Source organism: Nonomuraea sp. NPDC050022, assembly GCF_044460705.1.
Taxonomy (GTDB): Bacteria; Actinomycetota; Actinomycetes; order Streptosporangiales; family Streptosporangiaceae; genus Nonomuraea.
Genome location: NZ_JBITKE010000005.1, coordinates 575,741 through 598,457 on the forward strand (window position 1 = coordinate 575,741; position 22,717 = coordinate 598,457).

The 22,717-nt window shown below is 65.2% G+C and carries 22 protein-coding genes and 1 pseudogene; 9 read left to right on the top strand and 14 right to left on the bottom strand.

Going from position 1 to position 22,717, the window contains the following annotated elements:
- The coding region (locus ACIBO2_RS24205) for a CHAP domain-containing protein (protein WP_397299329.1) at positions 1-797 on the bottom strand (797 nt) is incomplete at its 3' end.
- A 247-nt stretch (positions 798-1,044) separates the two neighbouring features.
- The gene (locus tag ACIBO2_RS24210) at positions 1,045-2,922 is read right to left on the bottom strand and encodes a BTAD domain-containing putative transcriptional regulator (protein WP_358556620.1); all 1,878 of its coding nucleotides are present in this window, start codon (positions 2,920-2,922) and stop codon (positions 1,045-1,047) included.
- A 469-nt stretch (positions 2,923-3,391) separates the two neighbouring features.
- Here ACIBO2_RS24210 and ACIBO2_RS24215 point away from each other — a divergent pair, with 469 nt between their 5' ends.
- Complete coding sequence (locus tag ACIBO2_RS24215) at positions 3,392-3,805, top strand: RNA-binding S4 domain-containing protein (protein WP_358556617.1); 414 nt, start codon at positions 3,392-3,394, stop codon at positions 3,803-3,805.
- A 330-nt stretch (positions 3,806-4,135) separates the two neighbouring features.
- On the opposite strand, the gene ACIBO2_RS24220 is transcribed toward ACIBO2_RS24215, so the two are convergent.
- Together ACIBO2_RS24220 and ACIBO2_RS24225 are read right to left on the bottom strand one after the other, a co-directional pair.
- On the bottom strand, positions 4,136-5,512 hold the full coding sequence (locus ACIBO2_RS24220; RefSeq protein ID WP_358556614.1) for a hypothetical protein: 1,377 nt from the start codon (positions 5,510-5,512) through the stop codon (positions 4,136-4,138).
- Positions 5,513-5,783: 271 nt separating this feature from the next.
- Positions 5,784-6,731, bottom strand: coding sequence for a TIGR03620 family F420-dependent LLM class oxidoreductase (locus ACIBO2_RS24225; protein WP_358556611.1), 948 nt, complete (start codon positions 6,729-6,731; stop codon positions 5,784-5,786).
- 137 nt (positions 6,732-6,868) lie between these two features.
- On the opposite strand from ACIBO2_RS24225, the gene ACIBO2_RS24230 reads away from it, so the two are divergent.
- The gene (locus ACIBO2_RS24230) at positions 6,869-7,765 is read left to right on the top strand and encodes a LysR family transcriptional regulator (protein WP_397299333.1); all 897 of its coding nucleotides are present in this window, start codon (positions 6,869-6,871) and stop codon (positions 7,763-7,765) included.
- A 146-nt stretch (positions 7,766-7,911) separates the two neighbouring features.
- On the opposite strand, the gene ACIBO2_RS24235 is transcribed toward ACIBO2_RS24230, so the two are convergent.
- Complete coding sequence (locus tag ACIBO2_RS24235) at positions 7,912-8,517, bottom strand: PadR family transcriptional regulator (RefSeq protein ID WP_358178723.1); 606 nt, start codon at positions 8,515-8,517, stop codon at positions 7,912-7,914.
- Positions 8,518-8,582: 65 nt separating this feature from the next.
- Between ACIBO2_RS24235 and ACIBO2_RS24240 the strand changes: the two genes are divergently transcribed.
- A complete protein-coding gene (locus ACIBO2_RS24240; protein ID WP_397299335.1) occupies positions 8,583-9,785 on the top strand; it encodes an FAD-dependent oxidoreductase in 1,203 nt (400 codons plus the stop codon).
- A gap of 44 nt (positions 9,786-9,829) precedes the next feature.
- On the opposite strand, the gene ACIBO2_RS24245 is transcribed toward ACIBO2_RS24240, so the two are convergent.
- The 3 genes from ACIBO2_RS24245 to ACIBO2_RS24255 are packed head-to-tail and all read right to left on the bottom strand — an operon-like array spanning position 9,830 to position 13,486.
- Positions 9,830-11,056, bottom strand: coding sequence for a hypothetical protein (locus ACIBO2_RS24245; RefSeq protein WP_397299338.1), 1,227 nt, complete (start codon positions 11,054-11,056; stop codon positions 9,830-9,832).
- Positions 11,057-11,114: 58 nt separating this feature from the next.
- Complete coding sequence (locus ACIBO2_RS24250) at positions 11,115-12,557, bottom strand: sulfotransferase (protein ID WP_397299340.1); 1,443 nt, start codon at positions 12,555-12,557, stop codon at positions 11,115-11,117.
- Positions 12,554-13,486: a hypothetical protein gene (locus ACIBO2_RS24255; protein ID WP_397299342.1), complete on the bottom strand. Its 933-nt coding sequence runs from the start codon at positions 13,484-13,486 to the stop codon at positions 12,554-12,556. Before ACIBO2_RS24255 ends, ACIBO2_RS24250 begins: the two co-directional genes overlap by 4 nt.
- 143 nt (positions 13,487-13,629) lie before the next feature.
- On the opposite strand from ACIBO2_RS24255, the gene ACIBO2_RS24260 reads away from it, so the two are divergent.
- Complete coding sequence (locus ACIBO2_RS24260) at positions 13,630-14,358, top strand: class I SAM-dependent methyltransferase (RefSeq protein ID WP_397299345.1); 729 nt, start codon at positions 13,630-13,632, stop codon at positions 14,356-14,358.
- Here ACIBO2_RS24260 and ACIBO2_RS24265 read toward each other — a convergent pair.
- A complete protein-coding gene (locus ACIBO2_RS24265; protein WP_397299348.1) occupies positions 14,355-15,023 on the bottom strand; it encodes an HIT family protein in 669 nt (222 codons plus the stop codon). The genes ACIBO2_RS24260 and ACIBO2_RS24265 overlap by 4 nt on opposite strands.
- Before the next feature lie 335 nt (positions 15,024-15,358).
- On the opposite strand from ACIBO2_RS24265, the gene ACIBO2_RS24270 reads away from it, so the two are divergent.
- The 3 genes from ACIBO2_RS24270 to ACIBO2_RS24280 all read left to right on the top strand — a co-directional run bounded on the left by ACIBO2_RS24270 (position 15,359) and on the right by ACIBO2_RS24280 (position 17,499).
- Complete coding sequence (locus ACIBO2_RS24270; RefSeq protein WP_397299351.1) at positions 15,359-15,595, top strand: S4 domain-containing protein; 237 nt, start codon at positions 15,359-15,361, stop codon at positions 15,593-15,595.
- A gap of 11 nt (positions 15,596-15,606) precedes the next feature.
- A complete protein-coding gene (locus ACIBO2_RS24275) occupies positions 15,607-16,053 on the top strand; it encodes a nitroreductase family deazaflavin-dependent oxidoreductase (RefSeq protein ID WP_397299354.1) in 447 nt (148 codons plus the stop codon).
- A gap of 291 nt (positions 16,054-16,344) precedes the next feature.
- Positions 16,345-17,499: an HNH endonuclease gene (locus ACIBO2_RS24280; protein WP_397299357.1), complete on the top strand. Its 1,155-nt coding sequence runs from the start codon at positions 16,345-16,347 to the stop codon at positions 17,497-17,499.
- A gap of 444 nt (positions 17,500-17,943) precedes the next feature.
- Here the strand turns inward: ACIBO2_RS24280 and ACIBO2_RS24285 are convergent, their stop codons facing one another.
- Positions 17,944-18,627 (bottom strand): ATP-binding protein, encoded by a 684-nt coding sequence (locus tag ACIBO2_RS24285; protein WP_397299360.1) that lies wholly within the window; start codon positions 18,625-18,627, stop codon positions 17,944-17,946.
- Positions 18,628-18,827: 200 nt separating this feature from the next.
- Between ACIBO2_RS24285 and ACIBO2_RS24290 the strand changes: the two genes are divergently transcribed.
- Together ACIBO2_RS24290 and ACIBO2_RS24295 are read left to right on the top strand one after the other, a co-directional pair.
- Positions 18,828-19,643: a helix-turn-helix domain-containing protein gene (locus tag ACIBO2_RS24290; protein ID WP_397299363.1), complete on the top strand. Its 816-nt coding sequence runs from the start codon at positions 18,828-18,830 to the stop codon at positions 19,641-19,643.
- Entirely contained in the window at positions 19,631-19,837 is a 207-nt protein-coding gene (locus ACIBO2_RS24295) for a DUF397 domain-containing protein (protein WP_397299366.1), read from the top strand. Before ACIBO2_RS24290 ends, ACIBO2_RS24295 begins: the two co-directional genes overlap by 13 nt.
- Positions 19,838-20,085: 248 nt before the next feature.
- On the opposite strand, the pseudogene ACIBO2_RS24300 reads toward ACIBO2_RS24295, so the two are convergent.
- From ACIBO2_RS24300 to ACIBO2_RS24315, 4 genes and pseudogenes are all read right to left on the bottom strand, one after another.
- Positions 20,086-20,533: pseudogene (locus tag ACIBO2_RS24300) on the bottom strand (nitroreductase family deazaflavin-dependent oxidoreductase).
- 119 nt (positions 20,534-20,652) lie between these two features.
- Positions 20,653-20,844: a hypothetical protein gene (locus tag ACIBO2_RS24305; RefSeq protein WP_397299369.1), complete on the bottom strand. Its 192-nt coding sequence runs from the start codon at positions 20,842-20,844 to the stop codon at positions 20,653-20,655.
- Complete coding sequence (locus ACIBO2_RS24310; protein ID WP_397299371.1) at positions 20,841-21,995, bottom strand: hypothetical protein; 1,155 nt, start codon at positions 21,993-21,995, stop codon at positions 20,841-20,843. The genes ACIBO2_RS24305 and ACIBO2_RS24310 overlap by 4 nt, the downstream gene beginning before the upstream one ends.
- 101 nt (positions 21,996-22,096) lie before the next feature.
- Positions 22,097-22,420, bottom strand: a complete 324-nt coding sequence (locus tag ACIBO2_RS24315; RefSeq protein ID WP_397299374.1) for a PadR family transcriptional regulator — start codon at positions 22,418-22,420, stop codon at positions 22,097-22,099.
- Between the last annotated feature and the right edge of the window lie 297 nt (positions 22,421-22,717).

Below are 22,717 nucleotides of genomic sequence, written 5' to 3' on the forward strand. Positions count from 1 at the left end.
CCAGCGATGGGCTTACTGAAAGCGCCCCAGCCAGGACCGATCTCGGTGGCCGAACCGAAATTGTTCGACCCCTTACCACTCCAGACGGTCAACGTCCCGGTAGCGGCCGAGAAGATATCCCCCACCCCATCGGCGTTGAAATCCCCGCCGTCTTGGTTCGAGGGACCGCTGTTGGCCTCGACCGGGGCGCTGTAGCCGACGATGTCGCTGCTCGACCGGGAGTGCGAGTTGGCCTTGGTCCGGTCGCCGCTGTTGCCCTCGATCGTGTAGATGGTGCTCCCGTCGACGCTCTTCACGATGCCGACGTGGTCGATGTCACCGTTCTGCTCCCAGTCGAAGACGACGGCGTCGCCCGGCTGCGGGGTGTAGCCGCTGCCTCTGGTGTGCCAGGTCCCGTACTTGGTCCCGTAGTCCTTGAACGAGCTGGCCCATCCGGTGAGCACGCCACCCTCTAACTCGGGGACGTCGGCGTGGGGGACACCGGCCTTGCGCCAGACGTACTTGGCGAAGTCCGCACACCAGTTGCTGTCGCGCCACTGCACGCCATCGCTGCTGGGGCAGCCGGCGGAGTCCTTCCACGTACGGAAGACACCGGTGTAGTAGTTACACCCGCTGCCCATGGGACTCTCGTGATCTCGGCTGCTGTTGTTCAGCTCGTCCTGGGCGGCGGAGACGATCGCGGATCGGCTCACCGCGAAGGCCGGGGCGGCCATGACAGCGGTGAGGCCGGTGGCCATGATCGCCATGGAGGCCAGACCCGCTGCGAGCCGCCGGCCTGTTATATGGATTTCACCCATCGTGATCCTCATCTCTTGGATTTGTTTTTTTGCGGATGTGCTTCGGTGATTAATTTGGGCATGCTTCCGCCTCCGCCGAACTCCTTTGGAAGTTCGGCGACGATCCGATTAATAAATTCCCTTCCTGCCGCTTGCGGCGCATCCGCATTAACCGACCTGGCGCAGCCACCCTAGGCGAACGGCATTTCATCTCGTTATCGCAGGGAAATTTCCGGCGATAATCGGCAGAACAAATGACGTTGGGCGCCTAGATCGCGGACGGATAGGGCAGCTTCAACCCCGCCGCCGACAGGTCATGGAAATCGGCGTACTCCCGAGCGTGCAGGGCGAGCAGACTGGGCAGGCGATAGCGGAACAGGCCGTCCGGCCGCCGTCCCCACGTCTCGAGCAGCGCGGCGTCCGCGAGCTGCTCCATGAGGTTCTCCGCGCTCGACAGGTCGATGTTCATCAGCGCCGCGCCACTCCAGACGTCCAGCTCCGGGGTGTCCCAGAGCGAGAGCCGGCGGTACAGGGCGGCGGCATCAGGGCCCAGGCCGTTGTAGCCGCGGTCGAAGCTGTCGCGGATCCCGGGCGGCCCACCGTGGCTCAGCTCGTCGAGCCGGTGCAGCGGGTCGCGCAGCCTGGCCAGCAGATGGGAGACGCTCCAGTGCGCCTTCGCGGTGAGCCGCGCCGCGGCCGCGGACACGGCCAGGGGCAGGTTGTCGCAGTACCTGACCACTTTCCTGGCGGCCGCGGGCTCCCACCGTACGCGGTGATCGGCGACGAGCGCGTCGAGGAGTTCGACGGCCGAGCGGGTGTCCAGCGCGTCCAGCCGCAGGCGTACCCGGGCCGGGCTCGATTGGTTGTACGAGCTGGTCGCGAGCACGCCGCAGGTCCCGGACGCGGGGATCAGCCGTTGAACGCGGCGCAGGTCCCGCACTCCCCTGAGCACGACCAGCACCCGCCGTCCGGCGACCGACCGCTGGAACAGCTCGGCCCGCCCCCGCGGGTCCGCCGGGATCTCGTTCTCCGGTGTCTTCAGGGCGCGCAGGAACCGGGCGAGCACGGCCGAGACAGACTCCTCGCCGTCTCCTGTCCGGGTGAGGTCGGCGAAGAGCCTTCCGTCGGGGAACGACTGCGCCACTCGGTAAGCCCAGCGAATCGCCAAAGCGCTCTTGCCTGTCCCCGCTCCCCCGGTGATGAGCCCGACGGCGGCCGACCCTACGTCGGGGCCGCCCTCCAGCAGAACATCGAGGCTCGCAAGCTCCTCCTCCCGCGAGACGAAGGACGGCACATCCGCAGGCAGCCGCGCCTCGCCGGAGCCGGCGGGAAGGTCGGCGTTAAGGGAGACCGATGCCGTGGAGGTCGACGCTGTGGAGGTCGGCAGGAGCGAGGGATCCTCGCGCAGCATGGCGGCGTGCAGCTCCTGCAGCTCCTTGCCCGGTTCCAGCCCCAGCTCGTCGACGGAGTTCTGGCGAGCCTGGCGGAACAGTCCCAGGGCCTCGGAGCGGCGGCCCAGCCGGTAGTTGGCGAGCATCAGGATCGCTCGGGCATGCTCGCGTAGCGGCTGCTCCTGCACGAGCCCGGACAGCTCGGACACGATCTCGCTGTACCTCTCCAGCTCCAGCTGGAGCTCGGCGTACTGCTCGTACGCGTTGAGCCACTGCTGCTCCAGCAGGCTCGCCTCCTCCTGAAGCCGCGAACTGGAGGTGTCAGCGAACGGAGTCCCCCGCCACAGACTGAGCGCCTCCCTGAGCAGAGAGGCAGCCTCGGCCGTCCGCTGGTCCTGGGCGAGATGCCGAGCAGACTCCACCCGGGCCGCGAACTCGACCGCATCGATGCGGTGGTCCCCGGACACGAGCATGTAGCCGGGAGCCGCGGTCACGATGACGTCCTCGTGGCAGCCCGCCTCCTGGAACACCTTGCGGAGACCGGCGACGCAGATGGCGATCTGGTTGCGGCACGTGGTCGGCGGCGCACCGCTCCACACGGCCTCGACGAGCCGGTCGACCGAGACAACCCGGTCGGGTGTGAGCAGCAGCACGGCCAGGACGGTCCGCTGGCGGAGCCCGGTGATGGTGAAGCGGGCGTTGTTCGCGATGACCTCAAGCGGGCCGAGTATGTGAAAACCGAGTGACGAGGCCACGACTTAGCGGTCTCCGTCGTCGTGGGCCGAGGCGGCCTGACCACCGCTCCGCGAGGGAGCCCGCCCTCCTTCCCCGTATCGCAACCATTCCGCCGCCGCGCGCGGCATTTCGGCCATCAATTCCGTTTTCTCCTGTGACAAGCCTTCGATCCCTTCTCGCGATAGCGAAGCTCCCTGAGCCTGGTGAGCAGAAGTGATGGCACCGTGCGGGCGCTGCGGCGACCGCAGGTGGGCATGGTCAGCCCGATGTATAGCTCCGTCGGCAGGCACACTCGGGCGTGATCGGCGGCGTCGCACCAGGGGCGGGAGAGTGTGCGGATGTGACGGGGACGGTGGCTGTGGCCGGCTTCGATGCGATCACGCGCGGCAGCGTGACAGTCATTTCTGGCAATTCCCTGGCAAAGAGCCGGGGAATGAGAACTGCGAAGCTTGGATGCAGGCGACGCGACGATCTCAGTACAGTGTGGGAGTGGCAGGTGAGCAGCTGAGTGCTCGGGTGGACAGCTGGATCTGGTCGGTGCGGCTGACCAGAACCCGATCGATCGCGTCCGACGCCTGCCGGGGCGGTCACGTCCGGATCAACGGAGTACGAGTCAAGCCCGCGCACGTCGTCCGGGTCGGCGACGAGGTCCGACTGCGGCACGAGGGCCACGAACGCATAGTGGTCGTCTCCCGGATCATCACCAAGCGCGTCGGCGCCCCCGCGGCCGCCGAGTGCTACATCGACAAGAGCCCTCCGCCCCCTCCGCGCGAGGAGGTTGTCACGGTGGCCGTACGGGCTCGTGGCGCGGGCCGTCCCACCAAACGCGAACGCCGCAGCATCGACAAGCTGCTCGGACGCCCGATGGCGGAGGGGCGGGGCGCCGGGCTCGACCCGGAGTGAACGGGCATACCGCATCGAACAGGGATCGGTTTCTCCTCCACCGGATCCGCGCGGATACCCGTGACGCCCTGCCGCGCAGGGCTCGGTCCACTCGTTACCTTCTGGCGCCCGCGCCCGTCATAGGAGCGACGGCCGTGTACGCCCACGGTCGTCGGACCAACAACGAGATCGGAGATCAGGGTGCTGACGAACATCAAGAACCAGCGATCTGCCAAATCTCAAACGAGACTCCGCCGCGAACGTCCTCGCCGACGACCGCACCCCGGGGGAACATTACGTCGCCCCCACACTCGTACTCGGCCCGTCCTCTTAATTGCTGCGCGGAGGGGCTCAGGTGGGCAGCAAGGCCAGCAGGGCGACGGGGAAGTTCGTGAAGTCGTCGGGGCGGATGGCGCGCAGGACGGTCGACGCGAGCACCGGGTCGCGCTGGATCATGAGGATGGCGGTATCGGGCTGGCTGAAGAACTGCACGGTCATGGACAGCAGTTCGGTGTCACCCGAGGTATAGAGCTTGGCGGCATAATACTTTCCGCTTCTCTGCTGTTCCTTCTTCGTGTAGTACGCCTCGAACGCCGGCATGGTGCTGACGTCGAAGGCGGGTTCAGGTTTACTTGCATTGGGATAGATATTGACGAGCTGCGTGCCGTTCATTCGCATTCTGATAATCAGGTGCAGGCGCAGCCATTCGACCGCGGGAAGGTAGAACTCGACCTGGTGCCCGATCTCGTGCACCACCGTCGAGACGTCGTCCATCACCGAAAGGCGCACCTTGTTACCCACCCGTGCGGCGTTTGACCGGAACTGCGTCACCCGGCTACCGAGCCAGAACATGCCAGGCTCGACGGTGTCCTCGGTGACCTCGATGTTCGACACGTGCTTCGCGGGGGGCCTGCGCGACGGCTGCACCAGGGCGGCGTAGATGATCATGCCTGTCGGCGCGTTCTTGTAGAACTGCTCGACGTACCCGCTGAAGTGCTTCTGGGCTTTGCACGCGTTGGTGACCACGATGCTGGGCAGGGTGCCGCTCTCGGCGCCGAAGCCGACGGAGAGCTTGCCCGTATACATGGCCTGAACCACCGGGAGGGCCTCCAGGGCCTGAACCAGCGCGGCGCTCTCGTTCTGGGTGGGATCGTTGGGCGTGTGCACCGCCTGGAGAATCTGGTCGGCGGCCTCCACCAAGGGGTCCTTGACCGAGCCAACGGCGTGGTGCTGGATGAGGAGCTTCAGGTCGGCGGGGACGTCCGCATGGTTCAGGTAGAGCTGCCGCTCGCACGCGACGACGTACGTGTCGATGCGAGCGCGTACTGCCACGCCCACCCGCGCGACCTCATGCTCGTTGGCGGCGACGTTGTTGGCCGACGCGTAGGTGTTGGCCGCCTTGAAGGTGACCATGGACGCGTAGGACACGACCGAGGACTTGGCGGCCATGAGCGAGCACTCGTGCATCGCCGCGTCGATGTGATTGTTCAGTATGCCCAGCGCGGGCGCGCCGAGATTGGCGAGCTGGGGATCCGGAACCGCCGCGAGGAAATCCGTGACCGCGCCGTTGCACACCATGTCCTGCGTGATGCCGGCCTCCTTGACGTGGTCCTCCAGACGCGTCAGCAGCAGCTCGAAGGGGACCGGTGCGGCCGCGCCGGGGTCGCGGTTCGTCTTGGAACGGTCTCCGCGCATGCCACTGTCGGGGGACGGTTGGGCGGGAATCATGGCGGGCCCCTTTCGGGAGAGACGCGGTGGCGAATTGCCGGATCCACGCCGAATTGGGGACGGTATTCAGCAGAAAGGATGGCTTTTGAAGCGTAAGCCGGGCACGTCCTCCCGGCAATTGCCCACCGCCATGTGTCCACATGAGGACACTCAACCAAAAATCAAACTTGACCACGCCATAGAACCTGATAGCCCCGATAATATGATTTACCGGAAAAATCCACGCTACTGATCCGCCGACACCGGCACACTGTCGTTCTACCGGCGTTGGTCAGCCGCCGGCGCGCCGGTCCAGGTGGGCGGTGACGTCACGCAGTGCCGGGGCGAGCCGCTCAAATTGGTCCACGCCGACCGAGAAGTCGGTACCGATCGGCTGCATGAGCGTCACGTGATCCGCGCCGGCGGCCAGGTGCTCGCGTACCTTGGCGGCGATGTCGGCAGGGTCGCCGTGGGCGATGATCGCGTCCACCACCCGGTCACTCACCTCGGCGATCTCCTGGTCCGAGTAGCCGAACCGGGCCAGGGCGGCCGCGTACCAGGTCTGGCGGAGGCTGCCCGACACCCACTCCCGTGCGATCGCCCGCGCCCGGTCGCGGTCGCCGCCCGGGACCACGGAGAGCCCGATGACCAGCAATTTGTCCGGGCCAAGCACCTGACGCACCTGCGCGGTGAACTCGGGAGGCCCTCCGGCGGGCATTGCCCCATCGGCGATCTCGCCGGCCAACGCGAGCATCTTCGGGCCGTTCGCGGCGATGATCCGCGGATAGGTCACGTCGGGTGCGGGTGGCGAGGTCGGGCTGTCCATCCGCTCGCGGTAGTCGCGCATCGTGGTCAGCGGGCTGCCGAACTCCCGACCGGTGTCGGCTGCCTGCTGCGGATATCCGACCCCCAGCCCGAGCACGAACCGACCGGGATACGCCTGGGCCAGCACGGCCGCCGCACCATGCATGGTCTGCGGTGACCGGGCCCAGACGTTGGCGATGCCGGTGCCGAACACCATCCGCCGCGTGGCGGCCAGCAGCACTGCCAGCTGTACGAGGGCGTCCTTTCCGCCGACGACCTCGTTGGTCCAGACGGCGTGGTAGCCGGCGCGTTCCAGCCGCTCGACGGCCTCGCGCTGCAGGTCGATGGACAGGGCGCTGGTGAACGAGACCGGCAGCGTCAAGCCGACCGGCCCCAACGCCTGGCGGGCCGCGTCGACCACAGTGGTGGTCCTCATGAGAATGCTCCTTGGGCTGCTCAACTTGCGTCATCAGCTTGGGACCGCAGCCCATTCAGGGTCCAATGAATGTTTCGCAAGGCGCATCCCGATTCGCGCATCACCGCAGCTAGAGAGGTGAGAGCTACGCTGGGCGCATGGCCGACTCGCCACTCCCTCCGGTGGACCTGGACCTGCGGCTGGTGCGCTCGTTCACCACCGTCGCCGAGCACCGGCACTTCGGTCGCGCGGCCGCCGCCCTCCATCTCACCCAGTCCTCGCTGAGCCGGCAGATCGCCCGGCTCGAACAGCAGGTGGGCGCCCGCCTGCTGGACCGCACCCCGCAGGGCAACCGGCTCACGGACGCCGGAGAGGTCTTCCTCCCGCTCGCCCTCGCGCTGCTGCGCTCCGCCACCCGCGCCGCCGCGCGCGCCCGGGCCGCCGCCCAGCCCAGCCGGATCGCGATCGGCTACATCGGCAACCTCGTCGTCACCCCGGCCGTACGCGAGCTACGCCAGCGGCATCCCGGCGCCGAGGTACGGATCATCCACCTGGACTGGGACGAACCACGCGCCGCGCTCCTCGACCACCGGGTGGACGCGGCGGTGGCCCGGCTGCCGTTCCCCACCGACGGGCTGCACGTCACGGTGCTCTATGACGAACCCCGGGCGCTGCTGGTGCCCGTGGATCATCATCTGGCGGGCAAGGAATCAGTCACCCTCGACGACATCGCCGACGAGCCCCTGCCCCGGGCGCTCGACCCAGTCTGGAACGCCTTCTGGCGCGCCGACCCCCGGCCCGACGGAACCCGGGCGCCCGACGGTCCCCTCATAGAGGCGGGCGAGGACAAGCTCGAACTCGTCGCCGGCGGGCAGGCCGTTGCCATCGTCCCCGCCACCGCCCGCATCGGTGACCTGCGCCCCGACCTCACCACGATCCCCCTGGAGGGCATCGAGCCCAGCCACGTCGTACTGGCCACCCGAGCCGACGACCGCAGCCGCCTCGTCACGGCCTTCCGCAAATACGCCGAAGCCCATTTCACCGGGCCAGGGTGACCCAGCACCCGGCTCCGTGCAGCGTGTCTGCGCCAGATAGCAGCCCTGCGAAACAGGTGCCCGGGCCGTGCCGGGCACCCGTTCTGCCGTTCATCGAAAGGCCCTCATGCCTCACCCAACCGACCTGTACGGTCTGCTGCCCGTACCTATTGCGAGTCGGCTTGCGGGTCGGCGAAGTCGGCTGGGGACCAGGTCAGCCGGCCGGAGCGGAGGTCGTCGATCAGGCCGGTCAGCCAGCGCTCCTCGGCGACGGCCACCGCGTGCAGGTATTCGAGTTCGAGCAGGCTGGCCCGGTGCAGACCCCCCTCGGCCTGACCGGTCAGCGCGGTCTGCAGTTCCGCCACCGACGCCGTGACGGCCGTCCGCCTGTGCTCCAGTAGGTCGGGGATCTCCTCGGGCGAAAGCAGCAGCAGGTGGGACAGCGCCGCCGGAAACTGCGGGAACTCCCGTTTCGGAACCGTGAGCAGGTCCACCAGCCATTCACGGGCGGCCTCACGGCCCGCGTCGGTGACCTCGTAGACGGTCCGCTCGGGGTAGGCGTGGTCCCGCTCGGTGTCCAGCACCGCCACCAGGCCGGCCTCCGCGAGCCGGTCGATCGTCCGGTAGAGGCTCGTCCGCTGCTCGACGTTGACGACCAGATCCTTCCCCCAGTCCTTGATCAGCCGCTGGATCCCGTACGGATGCAGGGGCTTGTAGTGCAGCAGCGCCAGGACGGTGAGGGCCAGCGGCGAACCCCGGAACGCAGTACTCATGTCACCGACACTACTCCGAAAACTACTAGTTGACGAGAGACTAGTTGCAATGCAACTATCCCATCATGCAGCAGAACACCGTGAAGACAGCACACGTCATCGGCGGCGGGATCGCCGGGCCGGTCACCGCGATGGCCCTGCAGAAGGCGGGCATCGACGCCGCCGTCTACGAGGCGTACGAGAAGACCGCCGACGGGGTCGGCGGTGGTATGAGCATCGCCCCCAACGGAGTCGACGCGCTGGACGCGATCGACTGCGCCGACCTGATCCGGCCGCTCGGCGCGCCGATGACCGGCATCGTGCTCCAGGACTGGAAGGGCCGTCCGCTCGCCGAGTTCGGGAACCCGCCCGGGATCCGGTCGATGCAGTTCGTCTGGCGCGACGAGCTCTACCGGGCGCTGCACGACGAGGCCGCGCGGCGCGGCGTCAGAACCGAGCACGGCAAGCGCCTCGTCCGGGCGGAGGAGACCGCCGACGGCGTGACCGCGCACTTCGCGGACGGCACCCAGGCCACCGCCGACATCCTCATCGGCTGCGACGGCATCCGCTCGACCGTCCGCTCCCTCATCGACCCGGCGGCCCCAGGACCGCAGTACGCGGGTCTGATCAGCTTCGGCGCCCGCGTCCGGGCCCCGGGGATCCCCTCGACCGAGGGCAAGATGCCGATGACCTTCGGCAAGAAGGCATTCTTCGGTTACCAGGTCTTCGGCGCCGACGACGCCGTCTGGTTCGTGAACCTCCCGCACCCCGAGCCGATGACCGCCGCCGAGGTCCAGGCGACCCCGGCCGCCGAGTGGCTGCCGATCTTGGCGGAGAAGTTCGCCGCCGACGGCACCCCGGCACGGGACCTGATCGAACGGACCGACCCATCGGACGTGGTGATCGTCGGCCCGATGGAGAACATGCCACCCACAACCGTCACGTGGAGCCGGGGCCGAATCGTGCTGGTCGGCGACGCGGTGCACGCGCCGTCGTCCAGTTCGGGGCAGGGCGCGTCCCTGTCGATCGAGAGCGCGATCCAGCTCGCCCGCTGCCTACGCGACCTCCCCTACGGCGAGGCGTTCGCCGCCTATGAGGCCGAGCGCCGTCCCCGGGTCGAGCGGGTCATCAAGGAGACGACCCGCAAGAACGCCAGCAAGGCGGCGGGGCCGGTCGGCCGCGTCGTCAACGCCTACGCGATCCGGATCTTCGGCAAGCTGGGGAAGCCCGAGAAGATGACCTGGATCTTCGACTACCGGATCAACTGGGACGCCAAGGTGACCGGATGATGGCAAGGGCTTGTCATGGGCTGTTCACGAGTGCCCTCGACGGCTTAGCGACGATACTTCGCCCGCCTCACCTGGAGCTCGAGCCTCGCAGCGATGATGAGCATGACCTCGGCCAGCAGATTGGGCGCCAGGTCACCGATGAAGCGGTGAGGGCTGTTGAGCCACTCGACCAGCGATCCGGCCGCAACGGTGACGAGCAGCAGATACGTGAGTACCCCGACGAGCCGACTGGACAGCAGACGCGTTGCCCCGCTCACCGTGCGGACGACGACGCGTGGAATAGGCTGCCTGAAGTTGAAGGCTAAGATCTCCTCCATCGCCTGCCAAACGCACGCATAGGTGCGCGTGGAGAGATAGCAACCTGACGCTTCGTACTTGAACCCGGTCGGAGCGCAGATCTGCTGAACCACATCCAGCATCTTCCGCTGGATCGTGAACCCGTTGAATCTCGTCAGAGGGAACAGCTTGGCACACGATTGGACCAGGTAGATCTGCCAGGGTATCCGGACATAGTCTTGCGCGCCGGACCGGGTGTACTCGTGGTTCGCCTCCGACTGGCCGCCGAACGCAGCTGAAAGCGCCGAGAAGAGATCCTTCCAGGAGACCTGCAGCTGCCTCCGCTCCATCTGGGAGTCATAGGCAGTGAGCACGAGAAGCACGAAGCAGCGAACGAAGTCATTGTCACCGCTACTCAGGTACTCGCGAAGATAGCGCCAGTCCTCTGGCCTGATGGGCAGATTATTCGCCGCCAGACAGCGCACGGCATGCGCCGTGGCCAGCGGATCCGGTTCTCCGCCTTCGTTACCCACCGCATATCCCGCCGGGTCGGCCTGTGCGCCCTCGAAAGCTTTCTGCACCAGCGTCAGCGCCTCGGATTTCAGCGCGATGGCGGGGCTCACGTAGGAGAGGGCGAAGCCGATATCGGCCATCCGAAAGATGTCCGACTTCTGCAGCCGGATTCTGCGCGCAACCAGGTCCCGGTACACGGCAGAGCTTACCGAGGCCTTTTCCACCTGGCTGCGGTTGACGACGTAATAGATCAACCTCGCCACCTGCTCCTTGACGGCGGGGTCCGTTGTGGCGCGACGGGCGAGGACGTGGATCGTGGCCGCTGTGCCGTAGAGCCCGCGCTGTTCGTAGCGAGGATGGTCGAGATACTGCCCCGAAGCCAGGGCGTAGCCCGGCAGCCGCCCGGCCTCGACTTGTAGACGCAACTCGATCCGCCGCTCGATCTCTAACTGAGCGTCCCTCAGGATCTGGCGCGTCAGCAACTAGCTCGTCCTTGATTCACACACGCTCGTAGGCGCTTCATCCGTTTGAACAGAATTGCTAGAGGTTTGCGAGAACCGTCTCGATGGGGCCTCTGGCGCTTGGAATGAGATCTAGATCGAGGACCTCGTCTCTCTCGAACCAGCCGTACTTCTCGATGAAATCATCCTCGTCGTTCCGGCTCATGTCCACATCCCCAGTACTCGTCTCACAGAGCCGGGCCACGGCGATGACCGTCGGTGCATCCTGTTCGTTGCCCAGCCGCCATGACCACAGAGCCAGCGGACGCCCAGGCGACACATCCAACCCAACCTCCTCGCGTACCTCGCGAACAAGCGCGTCATCCGGCGATTCATCAGGCTTCATGCGCCCGCCCGGCAACTCCCATCTCCCTGGCTGGTGCGGGTCATCCTGACCCTTCCTGATCAGGAGCAGCCTTCCTTGCCACTCGATCACGGCTTTCTGTGCGAACTGCACGTACATCAGATCCTCCGCAAAACCCATGGGTGGTCTCGTGGCCTTGAGGTCCTCCAGGAAACTCACCCTCCTGAGGTGCACGGCCTCTGCCTCCGGATCGCGAGCGGCCGCCAATTCTGCACGCATCTCACGATCACGATTCAGAATGTCCTCGTTCTCGCTGGCGCTGATTCCGGTCGGCACCGATATATATTCAGCGGCATAGTCAAATGCGGACATCAGATCACACGTGATGCCCTCGACAGCCGTCACCAGCTCGATATTCATCGATCTCTTGTACGCGGCCACGCGATCGCGCCGAATCGGTCGGTCGAGATTGTTCCACAGCTCAGATATCGACGCAGCCGATCGGGCCTCTTCTCGGCGGTGAAACTCGAGAGCAGTAGTCGACCATCTCAATTCTGCTCGATCGCACAGCGGCGCCAGAGCAGCCTCCGGATCCGTGACCAGATCTTCGTAACGCAAGGTAAGCCAACAGTCTTCGCCGACCATCTCGCGAGCTGCCATGGCCGCTTCCTGGTCCTCCAACCAGCGCAAAGCGATCGCTCTTGGCTCCTTCGGACCTATGGGGGCCCGAGAAAACGAGGCGGCCACGTCGCGTGGATCTCTTACGAGATGCAGATAAAGAATGGGCAGGCCGGTGTCGATGAGCTGATCAATGAAGTGGACATTCTCCAGACACTTGCTGACCCATACCTGTTTGCCAAAATATCGGGCATGAGCATCGTAAAACGCTAAAACTGCGTGAGCCAGTGTAGACCCGCTCATCTCTGCTAAAACAGCCCGTCTCCGATCCGGTATACGTGGCCACGCGAGAGCATTCATATCGACAAGCCGGCCCATGTCCTCAGCCAGGCGTCCCTGGTTCGAGGGCACGTGCAATGAGCCGTACCGGCTGGTCAGGCTTTGGAAGTCCCTCAGCTTGTGCGCCGAAGGCGGCGCGAAGACGCCCGGGAGTGACCCCAACAGCAGGCGAAGCAGGTTGGATCCGGAGCGCTGGGTCCCGACGATCTGGACACGCCTCATATCGGGCACCTCCGTACGTCCGGCAACACCTCGCGGAGAATCCCGGCAGCGACCTCCGGAAGAAGCGGGTTGAGGTAGATCCCCAGGCCCAACTCCATGCCACCCGGCCGCTTGAGCGTTCTCTCGTCCTTGTGCAGCGGGACGAGCTCCACCCGCAGGTGGTGTGAGGTGTCGCCCTTGGGGGCCTGCATCACGTTGATCAGATATGGCGGCATCTCGCCATCGTGGGTCAACCGACACAGCTGCAGGCCGGTGTGCAGGCAGTCGGCCATCGACGTGATCTCCTTGATGGACAGCGACGCGAGATCCGGCCGGTGCAGCCTCGGCATAATGATCATCTCGAAGGGCAGCCGCGACCACGGAGGCACCTGAACGAGGACATGGTTCGTGATCATCACCGTCAGGTCTCGCCTAGTGACGGATTCGCACACAGCACACGAATCAGCGGCCGGCGCGAGAGTCAGGCGCCTCGGAACGAAAGGGAGTCCGATGAGCTGACCGTGCGGATGAGCGACCGTCGGACCGAAGTGGTCCCCCACGGACTCGAAAGCGAAGACCGCCTTCACCGAAGAACGGTCAAAAAGCCGCGAGGTCTTGATGGAGATCAGCTCCAGGAACTCCCGGGTGACCTCGGCCGGGAGATCGCCCAGCCTCTGGGAATGGGAGTTGCCGTACACGAGCACCCAATGCAACTGCTCCTGCTCAGGGGAATGCGGCTCTTCCAGGGCAATCATGGGATGCTTGCTCGGCAGCAGGCGGGGGCCGCTCGCCATTGCCACGTCTTCCCCGCTGGGGCAGAATGGACATTTGGCATTTAAGTCGGCATGGGGGCGGATATCGGCCTGCGGCTCCAGATTGCGACGGCCTGGCACGCGAAACAGCCACTCATGCTCGACGGGACTCCACATCGCCGTTGGTTCGCTAGACATGCGTCGCCCTCAGCCTTCACGCCTCACGACCAGCCTGCGGCACATTCAGCCTTGAGTGTAGCAACCGACCGGTATGTGTAAAGCGGAACAGAAAATCAACGCCCAGCCTCGCTTGGACTTGGCTCGCCTTGATATGGTCAGTTATGGCCTACCTGATCAAGGACCAAGCGGCAGGCATTCAGGGCATCGACGACATCGTCGCATCGAATGGGACACCAGTCTCATCGGTTGATGATGTCGATCAGTTGCAACTGTGGAATGGGCATCATCGTAAATACTGGAACAACGATGAACGAATGAGTCCGGCTCCGCTCGCCCGCCTCCTCGCCGACAGCATTGGCCGCGGCCAGCGGATTCTCGAACTGGGGTGTGGCAGCGGGAGAGATGCCGTCTTCCTGCAGGAACAGGGGCACACGGTCACCGCGACAGACTTCTCAGAGTTCGCCATCGAGGAGAACATGCGCTTTCAGGAAGCGTCCGGAGTCAGCTTTTTCGTCCAAGACCTGCAAGCGCCCTTGGCTTTTCCGGACAGTGCGTTTGACGCGGTCTACGCACGACTTTCCTTGCATTATTTCTCCGACACGGTCACCCGGAACATCTTCCGCGAGATACACCGTGTGCTACGCCCGGACGGAAGAATTCTGTTCACCTGCAGGTCCACCGACGACCCGCTCTACGGCGAAGGCGATGAACTCGGCCCTGACCTCTTTCGAAGCGAGGGCCAGGTCAGGCATTTCTTCAGCGAAGAATACACCCGGCGCGTCCTGGCCGAGGAGAGCTTCACGATTGACAGCCTCATGCTACGCGACGAGCTCATCTACAATCATCGCGCCAGCGTCGTGCAAGGCTTCGCACGCCGCTCGCAAGGCTAAGAACGCAGTTTTTTCCTGGCATTGAGCAATTGGTCCCGGACCGAGAGGGCATCGGCCCAACGAACGGAATCACGCCAGTTCCATACAGCCTTGGACCCGGCCACTTGGGAGACCAAACGTCGGAGGTATTGCGTGACGCAGGCGGGGGCGTGGGCTCCATAAGCCGGACCCGCATCCCGGCCGAACATGAGGTAGGCACGGCCGGCCAGGCTTTCGAGCGCGTCTTCATATGAAGTGAACGACTCGACATTCGGGTAGTCGTGAGCGACGAGTGGGAAGATGTCGACGCCTCCCGGGACCAGGTGCAGGTGGGCGTGGTCGATGCACGCTCCCGCATGCCGCGCGAAACTCTCCGCGCCATGCTCGAAGTAGGTGATCGGACCGTACACATCCCTGAGTTTCGATTCAGCGTCACGTTTGACCACTTGGAGTTCGTCGCGTTCGGCTTGCGAGAGGCCCGCAAGTGAGGGCATATGGCGATCGGTGACGATGAGCAGGTGTCCTTCCGCGAGCGGCGCGGTGTCGAGAACGACTGAGAACGATTCGCTTCGGAAGATGACCTCATCGCCATTTTCGGCGTGAAACAAATGCTCCCAAACGGGCGATCGTCCCTCCGCCGACAGGACGCAGAAAGGGCAATCGAGAGTCCTGTTATAGATGACCATGTGACACCACCCTAAATGAGGATATCGGCCGTCCGACTTCGATCTTCACTTGTCGATAGTTACTCTGATACGGGGCGATGCGATCTCAGGAATAGTACTCGGATTGCCACCTTGAGATGGCTCGGGGGCTATATTTATGACTTCCCCGGCAGCTGAATTGCGACGGCGCACATGCTGGCAACGCCGGCGGACGGCGATGGCCTGATGCCGACCAAGGCCGCTATCAGGCCGTCCACAAGGATAAATAAGCCGCTACAGCACTTCGGGTAAGCATTCACATCGTCCGCACGGGGCAGGGCCGAAGCGTTCTCATGTTGTAAGACCGTGAGCTGGGCGTGTGTGATCCGCGGCCTGCCTGGAGGGGCAGGGCGCGCATCACTCGTTCGATCGCGTCCGACGCCTGCCGGAGTGGACACGTCCGGGTCAACGGGGTACGCGTCAGACTCTCGCACGCCGTCCGGGTCGGTGACGAGGCCCGCCTGCGGTACGAGGGGCACGAACGTTTTGCGACCGTGGATGAAACCCGCGCAGTGCGGGCGTTGAACCCTTCGCACGCGAGTCGGCCGACCTAGGGACGGATGACATGCCTCTTGAGGGTGAATACGAACCCAGCACCGCGCAGTGGGTGCGTGAGCAAGTGGAGCTGTACGAGAGCTCCGGCGGTACCAAGGGCACGACCTTGATGGACACGGGATTGCCCGTCGTTGTGCTGACCAACCTGGGCGCCGCGAGCGGCAAGATCCGGAAGACGCCACTGATGCGTGTGGAGCATGAAGGCCGATACGCCGTGGTCGCCTCGCAGGGCGGCGCTCCCAAGCACCCCGTCTGGTACTTCAACCTCAAGGCCGAGCCCCGTGTGGAGCTTCAGGACGGCCCGGTCAAGCAGGACATGAGGGCCCGTGAAGTGACTGGCACGGAGAAGGCCGAGTGGTGGGAGCGTGCGGTGGCGGCCTATCCGCCGTATGCCGACTACCAGAAGAAGACGGATCGGGAGATCCCGGTGTTCGTGCTGGAGCCGGTCGAAGTCTGACCGCGGGGAAAGCCTGCCCCACTGGACGCGTGCCACCGCGTCCACCAGCACCTGTGAGTCCCGCCGCGCTCGTCCTCGCGGCGGGACTCGTGCGTGCCTCTTGCGGCGGGCTCTCACAGGCGGCGCCACCTTGGTGATCGCTCCGTTCGACGCCCTTTGATTAACCGGGTACAAGCCTGAACCGGCTAATTGGCGCCGCGTCCGGTGGCACGCCAGTCCAGCCCGTGCTCAAGGGCCAGAGGGAGGCCCAGCATCCACTCGGCTGTCAGTCCCCGGACATATCGTGATCCAATGGCTTTATCCGATCTCGACCGCGAGATGGTCCTGGCGGCTATCGAGGAGTACGACCGACTAGGCCGCGACGCCTTCCTGGAGCGGTACGGCTACCGAGAAGCACGCGACTACTTCATCATTCGCAGCGGCCGCCGCTACGACTCCAAGGCCATCGCCGGCGTGGCACACCGCGGTGTCGACGGGCACCCGCTTCGCGCTTCGGAGTTCTCCGGAGGAGCCGCAACGGTCGGCAGGGCCCTCGGCCACCTGGGATTCCTCGTCACTTCGCGCGAAGACGCGTCGCCTGCTGCGGCATTCCTCGAAATGCTCAGAAATCTCGACACCGCCGTCTCGAACGGCCGCCCTAAACGGCACCAGCCGCTCACCTTGCTGTGGGCCCTCGGCCGCGCCGCACGCCGAGCGGAACGCCTTGTTCCTTGGAATGCCACACGCGCCGAGATCAGCGCACTCATCAGAGAGTTCGGCCTGCCTGGCGACCGCCCCACTCCTGAATACCCGGTCTTGAAGCTCACGCACTTCGGGTTATGGACGCTGCCCGACCACCCGGAACCGCCTCGCCCTAGCGGTAGCCCACCCCTAGCGTGGACGAACCGAAACCAGCCGGTCTCCGGTCTACGCGAGTGGGTGTACGAGCTGGTGGCGGAGGACCAGGCGGTACGGTCTCAAGCGAGCGCGTACCTCTTGAGCGCGTACTTCCCAGACGTGGATCAGAACGCGTTGCTCGTACGCGTCGGTCTGAGCGACCTCGACAATGAGCCGCTCCCGCCGCACGACGATGTCCGTACACCGGAACGTCGCCCGACCACGGTCAAGCGGATCGTCCGGGACAGCGCGCTCTCACTGCTGATCAAGACCCTGCACGATCACACCTGCCAGATATGCGGGGTCCGGCTGCTGCTCCCTAACGGACCGTACGCCGAGGGTGCGCATATCCGCCCGCTCGGCAGCCCGCACGACGGCTACGACGTGACGGGCAATCTCCTCTGCCTGTGTCCCAACGACCACGTGCTCTTCGACCAGGGCGCGATCATCGTCAAGGACGATCTGACAGTGATCAATCGGCTCACCGGCGAGTCGAGGGGCCACTTGCGCACCGTTCCCGGGCACGACGTCGATCCGCAGTATCTGACGTACCACCGCAGTTTGTACTGACTCATAACACGTGCTCAGCCGACGATCGGAGTTGTCGGATCTCTCAGCCACGAGCCTCCTGCGACGAACCCAACGGTCTCGGCCGAGGTGAGACACGTACATAAGCTGGCCTCGCCCGAGATGATCAACACCCACATACGTTCGGCCACCTCGCGGCGCCACGGGCCGGTGTATGACTCACAAGGAGACGACGCCTGGTCCCTGCGGCGGATTCGATAGATGCCGCCGCAGGCCAGGAGCTCGTAAACGACCGTGCTGCACGAGCAGGTGTATTCAAGGATCCGGCTGCGGGACGGCTTGTCCGTGGTCCACTCCAGGAGAGTCTTCGAACCGTCTGTCCGGTGGGTCGGGTGCGGAGCGAGTCCAGGGCACGGCCATGTCTTCGTCACCAGACTCGTGGATGGGGCCAGGACGTCAGCCGCTCGCTTCGAGTCCGTCATGGCCTCAACGCGCCTCATCCAGTCCTCCAGGCTGCTGCCCGATCTTCAGCAGGGCCCAGACGATCTTCCCGCCCGTGCTCAGCCATCGACAACCCCACTCCGCGGCTGTCTTGTCGACTACCTGCAGCCCTCGTCCGCCCACCTCCGCGACGCTGGGATGGCCGATTCTTGGCGGCTTAAGGCTGGGATCCCACACCTCTATGACCACGTCATTGGCCGTCCGCTGGAGGGCGATCCACACGTGTCGATCACACTCGGCGAGCATCCCGAACGTCTCGTTTTCTGCTTCCGGAGCAATTTCGCATAGCTCGATGGCCTTTATGCCATTGGTCACCAGCTCGCTGCCGATGAGCCGGGCGTCGTCGATCAGCTCCTCGCATCCCCAGCTCTCCAGTACCAGCGCGACATACCTACGCGCGATCGACACAGATACCGGAAAAGCTGGCAGCTCAATGCAGTTGTGTTGATTCGCCCCTTTCTTCGCCGCCCCATTAATATCGTGACCTCGACAACGGCCGCGTGAATCCACACCCGCTGAGGCCGGCGATGCCTGCATGTCCCGTTCATGCCCCGCACCGCCTTCCGCCTGCCGATCAAGCTCCGGATGTACGAACTGGGCAACCTCTCCACGAGCTGAGCAATGTGCGTCCACCTCGCCGACCACCTCCACAAGGGCCTGGAGATCCATTTACCGCACGCGGCGAAAGCCCTGTCTTTCGCTGCTGCGTGGAACCCAAGCATGAGCAATATCGGCGACCGAAAGTGCCCCTACCTCGCGAAACTGGACGACAAAAGAAGACGCAAAGCCTGTATTATTTGTCACACATCTGTCGTTCAACGACTGCGGCCATGGATACTTCAGGTGAGGCACGACGACCGGAGGGCAGCGTGGACACCGAAAACAGCGATCACGTGTCTCCGCGGGCTCACTTCGCCTCCGACCTGGAGCACTACCGCAAGAAGATGAAGCTTTCTCAAATATCACTAAGCGTCCGGATGCGGTGCCATACCTCCCTCATCAGCCATGTCGAAAGAGGGCGCCGGACGCCGACACTCGAGTTCGCCGAGGCAGCCGATCAGGCTTTCGAGCTTGATGGCCATTTCGTAAGGCTATATCGGCAAATCACCCATTCACCCGCCCTCGGCTGGTTTGCACGCTGGGTGGAGGAGATAGAGCCGCAGGCGGTCATCCTTCAGTCGTGGGACCCGCTCCTGGTTCCAGGGCTGCTCCAGACCCCGGAGTACGCCCGAGCGATCTTCTCCACGACGGCCTCTCCTGAGCAGGCGGAGGAGCGGGTTCAAGCGCGAACGCGACGCATGCAGATCTTCAAGGGGCCGACGCCTCCAACGTTCCTGGCCCTGGTCGACGAGAGTGTGCTCGATCGCCCCGTCGGCGGGTCGGCAGTCCTCCTGAACCAGCTCCGCTACCTGCATGAACTGACGCAGCACCCGCGGATAACCATCCAATTGGTGCCGACCGCAGCAGGCTGTGTGGTTGGCATGGTGAGCGCTTTCGCCCTGGCACGCCTCCGCGATGGAACCGAGGTGGTGTCGGCGGACTCGCTCCTGTCCGGCCACGTCACCGGAGATCACGACACGGTAGCGCAACTCAAGGTGAGATATGACACCATCAGAGCGGACGCTAACTCGCAAACAGTGTCACAACAGGCAATAGGGGATGCGATAAGAAAATGGTCGAAATGAACCTAGAGCAAGCGGAGTGGCGCAAGGCAACCGCCAGCGGCGATACCGGCCAGTGCGTCGAGGTAGCTACCAATCTCCCGAACGTCGTAGCTGTGCGCGACAGCAAGAACCCAACCGGGCCTGCCTTGATCTTCACGCGCGATGAGTGGACGGCGTTCCTGCACGGAGCGACCCACGGCGAGTTCGACCTCTGATCTTTAGAAGGCCCTCACAGGTTCACGGTTTGTTGCGCGGAGGCGGTATCGGCCTAGCGGGGCGCTGCCCGACGGTTGCGGCCGTTGGGTCAGCGCTGCTCAGGGCTTGTCGGCCATTACCTGGCACGCGGCGTACGGGCCGCTGCTCTTCGCCTCCCGAACCACCTGGCCGTCGATCTTTATATGGCGGGTGCCGACGCTATACACCCACAGGTACAGGTACGGCCGGCCCCCTTCCTAGTAGCCGATCAGTCCCCGGCCGCCGTCTCCAGCACGAAGACGGGGATCACCCGATCGGTCTTCTCCTGGTATTCGGCGTACGGCGGATACGCGGCGACCGCGCGCTCCCACCACTCGGCCTTCTCGTCCCCGGTGATCTCACGGGCCGTCATGTCCTGGCGTACGGACCCGTCCTGGAGTTCCACGTGCGGGTCGGCCTTGATGTTGAAATACCAGACCGGATGATTCGGGAAACCGCCCTTCGAGGCCACGGCCGCGTACCGTCCCTCGTGCTCCACACATCAGCGGGATCTTGCGGATCTTGCCGCTCTTCGCGCCGCGCGTCGTGAGAATGACGACGGGCAGTCCTGTGTCCCAGAGCGTCGTCCCCTGCGTGCCGTCCGAGCTCTCATACAGCTCGACCTGTTCGCGCACCCACTGCGCCGGACTCGGCTCGTACTCGCCCTCAAGAGGCATCGCGCCCATCCCATCGCCGCCTACGGATGATGTTGCGCAGTCCAACACCGCCACCGCGCGGATTCATCCTCATCACACCGCCAGCAAGCGTCCCGCCCGGCTTGCCCAAGAAACAGCCCTTAGCTGCGGAACATACGCAGAGAGCGGATGAGCATGGCCAGGTGGGAGGAGCGGTGACGATCGGCGACGATCCAGCACAGGGCGACGATCGCCACCACCGCGGTAAGGAGGAGGACGGTCAGGACTGAGCTGCCGGCCATAGCCAGAGTGGCGATGGCCGCCAGGCCGCCTGCCGTCTTGGTCTTGGTCATGAGCTGGCCCTCTCGCGGCTGGAGGAACGCAGTTCGGCGTGCAGGCGACCTGCGCGGATGAGGATGCGCAGGGAGTACGCGAGCAGGTGCCGCCAGCGGGCACCGTCGTGGGCGAGGTCGTGCAGCTCGACGCTGAACTCCTCGGCGTAGCGCTCCCGGTACGGGCCGGGCAACAGCGCCGCCGCGACCGCCACGAGGTGTCCCGGCATGCGTTCCAGGGCGACGCCGAACCGCTCCACGGACACGACCCACCGACGATAGGCGACCACCCGAACGGCGGCGACCACCAGGACCACGGGAGTCGCCACAACGACGGCGACAGCGAAGAGAGCGAAGTACACCAGGGTGAGCGCGCCGGCGATCAGGAGGGCCAGGCACAGCTCGCAGGCGTAGACCAGCGCTCTGATCAGCGCAGCGGCCAGCACGCAGGCGAGCACACCCAGGGCGACCAGCAACGGGTCGCGGCCCACCGCGTTGGATAGAAGGGTGAGATCGACGCCGGGCAGGTCTCGCACGCCATCGATGACGTACTGCGTGAGGGTGCCCAAGTCCATCCCGGCCAGCGGACGTGCGCGCAAGCGCCCGTCGGCGACGACCAGGAGAACGGCCAACCCGGCAGCGAGGAGCACGACACGGACCAGTGCTCTTTCCAGCCTGGTGCAGGTCTGGACGAAGCCGCTGCGGTCAGTACGGGTGAACCGGTAGGCAACGATGAGGTCCCATGCCTGCTTCAGGCTCCTGGCCAGGGCGAGTCCCAGCGCACAGGCGAACAGGCAGTGGGCGACCAGCCACTGGTCACGGCCCGCCGCGCCGGGCAGAAGGGTGAGATCGACGCCGGGCAGGTCTCGCACGCCATCGATGACGTACTGCGTGAGGGTGCCCAAGTCCATCCCGGCCAGCGGACGTGCGCGCAAGCGCCCGTCGGCGACGACCAGGAGAACGACCAATCCGGTCGCGAGGAGCACGACACGGACCAAGGCTCTTAACCTGGTGAGGCCGGTGAACCATCGGCGGTGGGGATCACGTGCGACGATGCGCTCGAGCACGCTGTCACTCAGGTCCCGCAGCCGCCCAAGAATTTCGTCGATACCGGCGAAGGCGTCACCGAAGAGGGCGCCGAGCTCGACCCGCCCTTCCGGCCCCCGGTCCACGCGTGAGGGCGGCGAATAGCGAGGCCTGCGGGAGCCGCGTCGCGCAGGCCGACGGCGAGAGTACGGGCGCTTGGCGAGAGGCCGCCCACTCCTTCCCAGGCTCACCCGTGACCACCCGCCGGTCCCGGCCGCAGCAGCGGCGAAGGCAGAGCCATCCTGCCGACCGGGCTGCGGGCCGCGGCGAGAGCGATGCGCGACCGCTCGGCCCCGTCAGCGGTGAGCCGATAGTAACGCCGTCGGGGCCGGCCCTCCTGCCGAGGGTCGGTCTCCTCCCACCACGACTCGACCCAGCCGTAACCCTCCAGCCTGGCCAAGATGGGATGGATCGTGCCGCTCGGCAGGTCGGATGCCGAGCAGATCTCGAGCCCGTAGCGCTCACGCTCCGGGTCTTCCAGCAGCACCCGCAGCACGAGCTGCGTCGGCATAGTCATTCTAGGAGCTGAACCCACACTCGTACTCTACCTAGCCCATGGTAGAGGTCAACCCATCATGGCGAACAAGTTGGACGGAAGCCGGCGCCGAACGGCCGGGCAAGGGCGGGGCGCCTTCTCCGCAGGCCAGGGCAGGGAAGGATCAGGGGCAAGACGATCAGTGTGGCGTCGTGACCGCCTGGGTTAGACGCTACGGAGCAGCGATGGTGGATACACGGGGGTGACGTGAAGCGTCTGGAGCGCGAGTCCTTCGACAGGCCATTTCGCGGCTAGGCACGGCAGGCGTCGAGC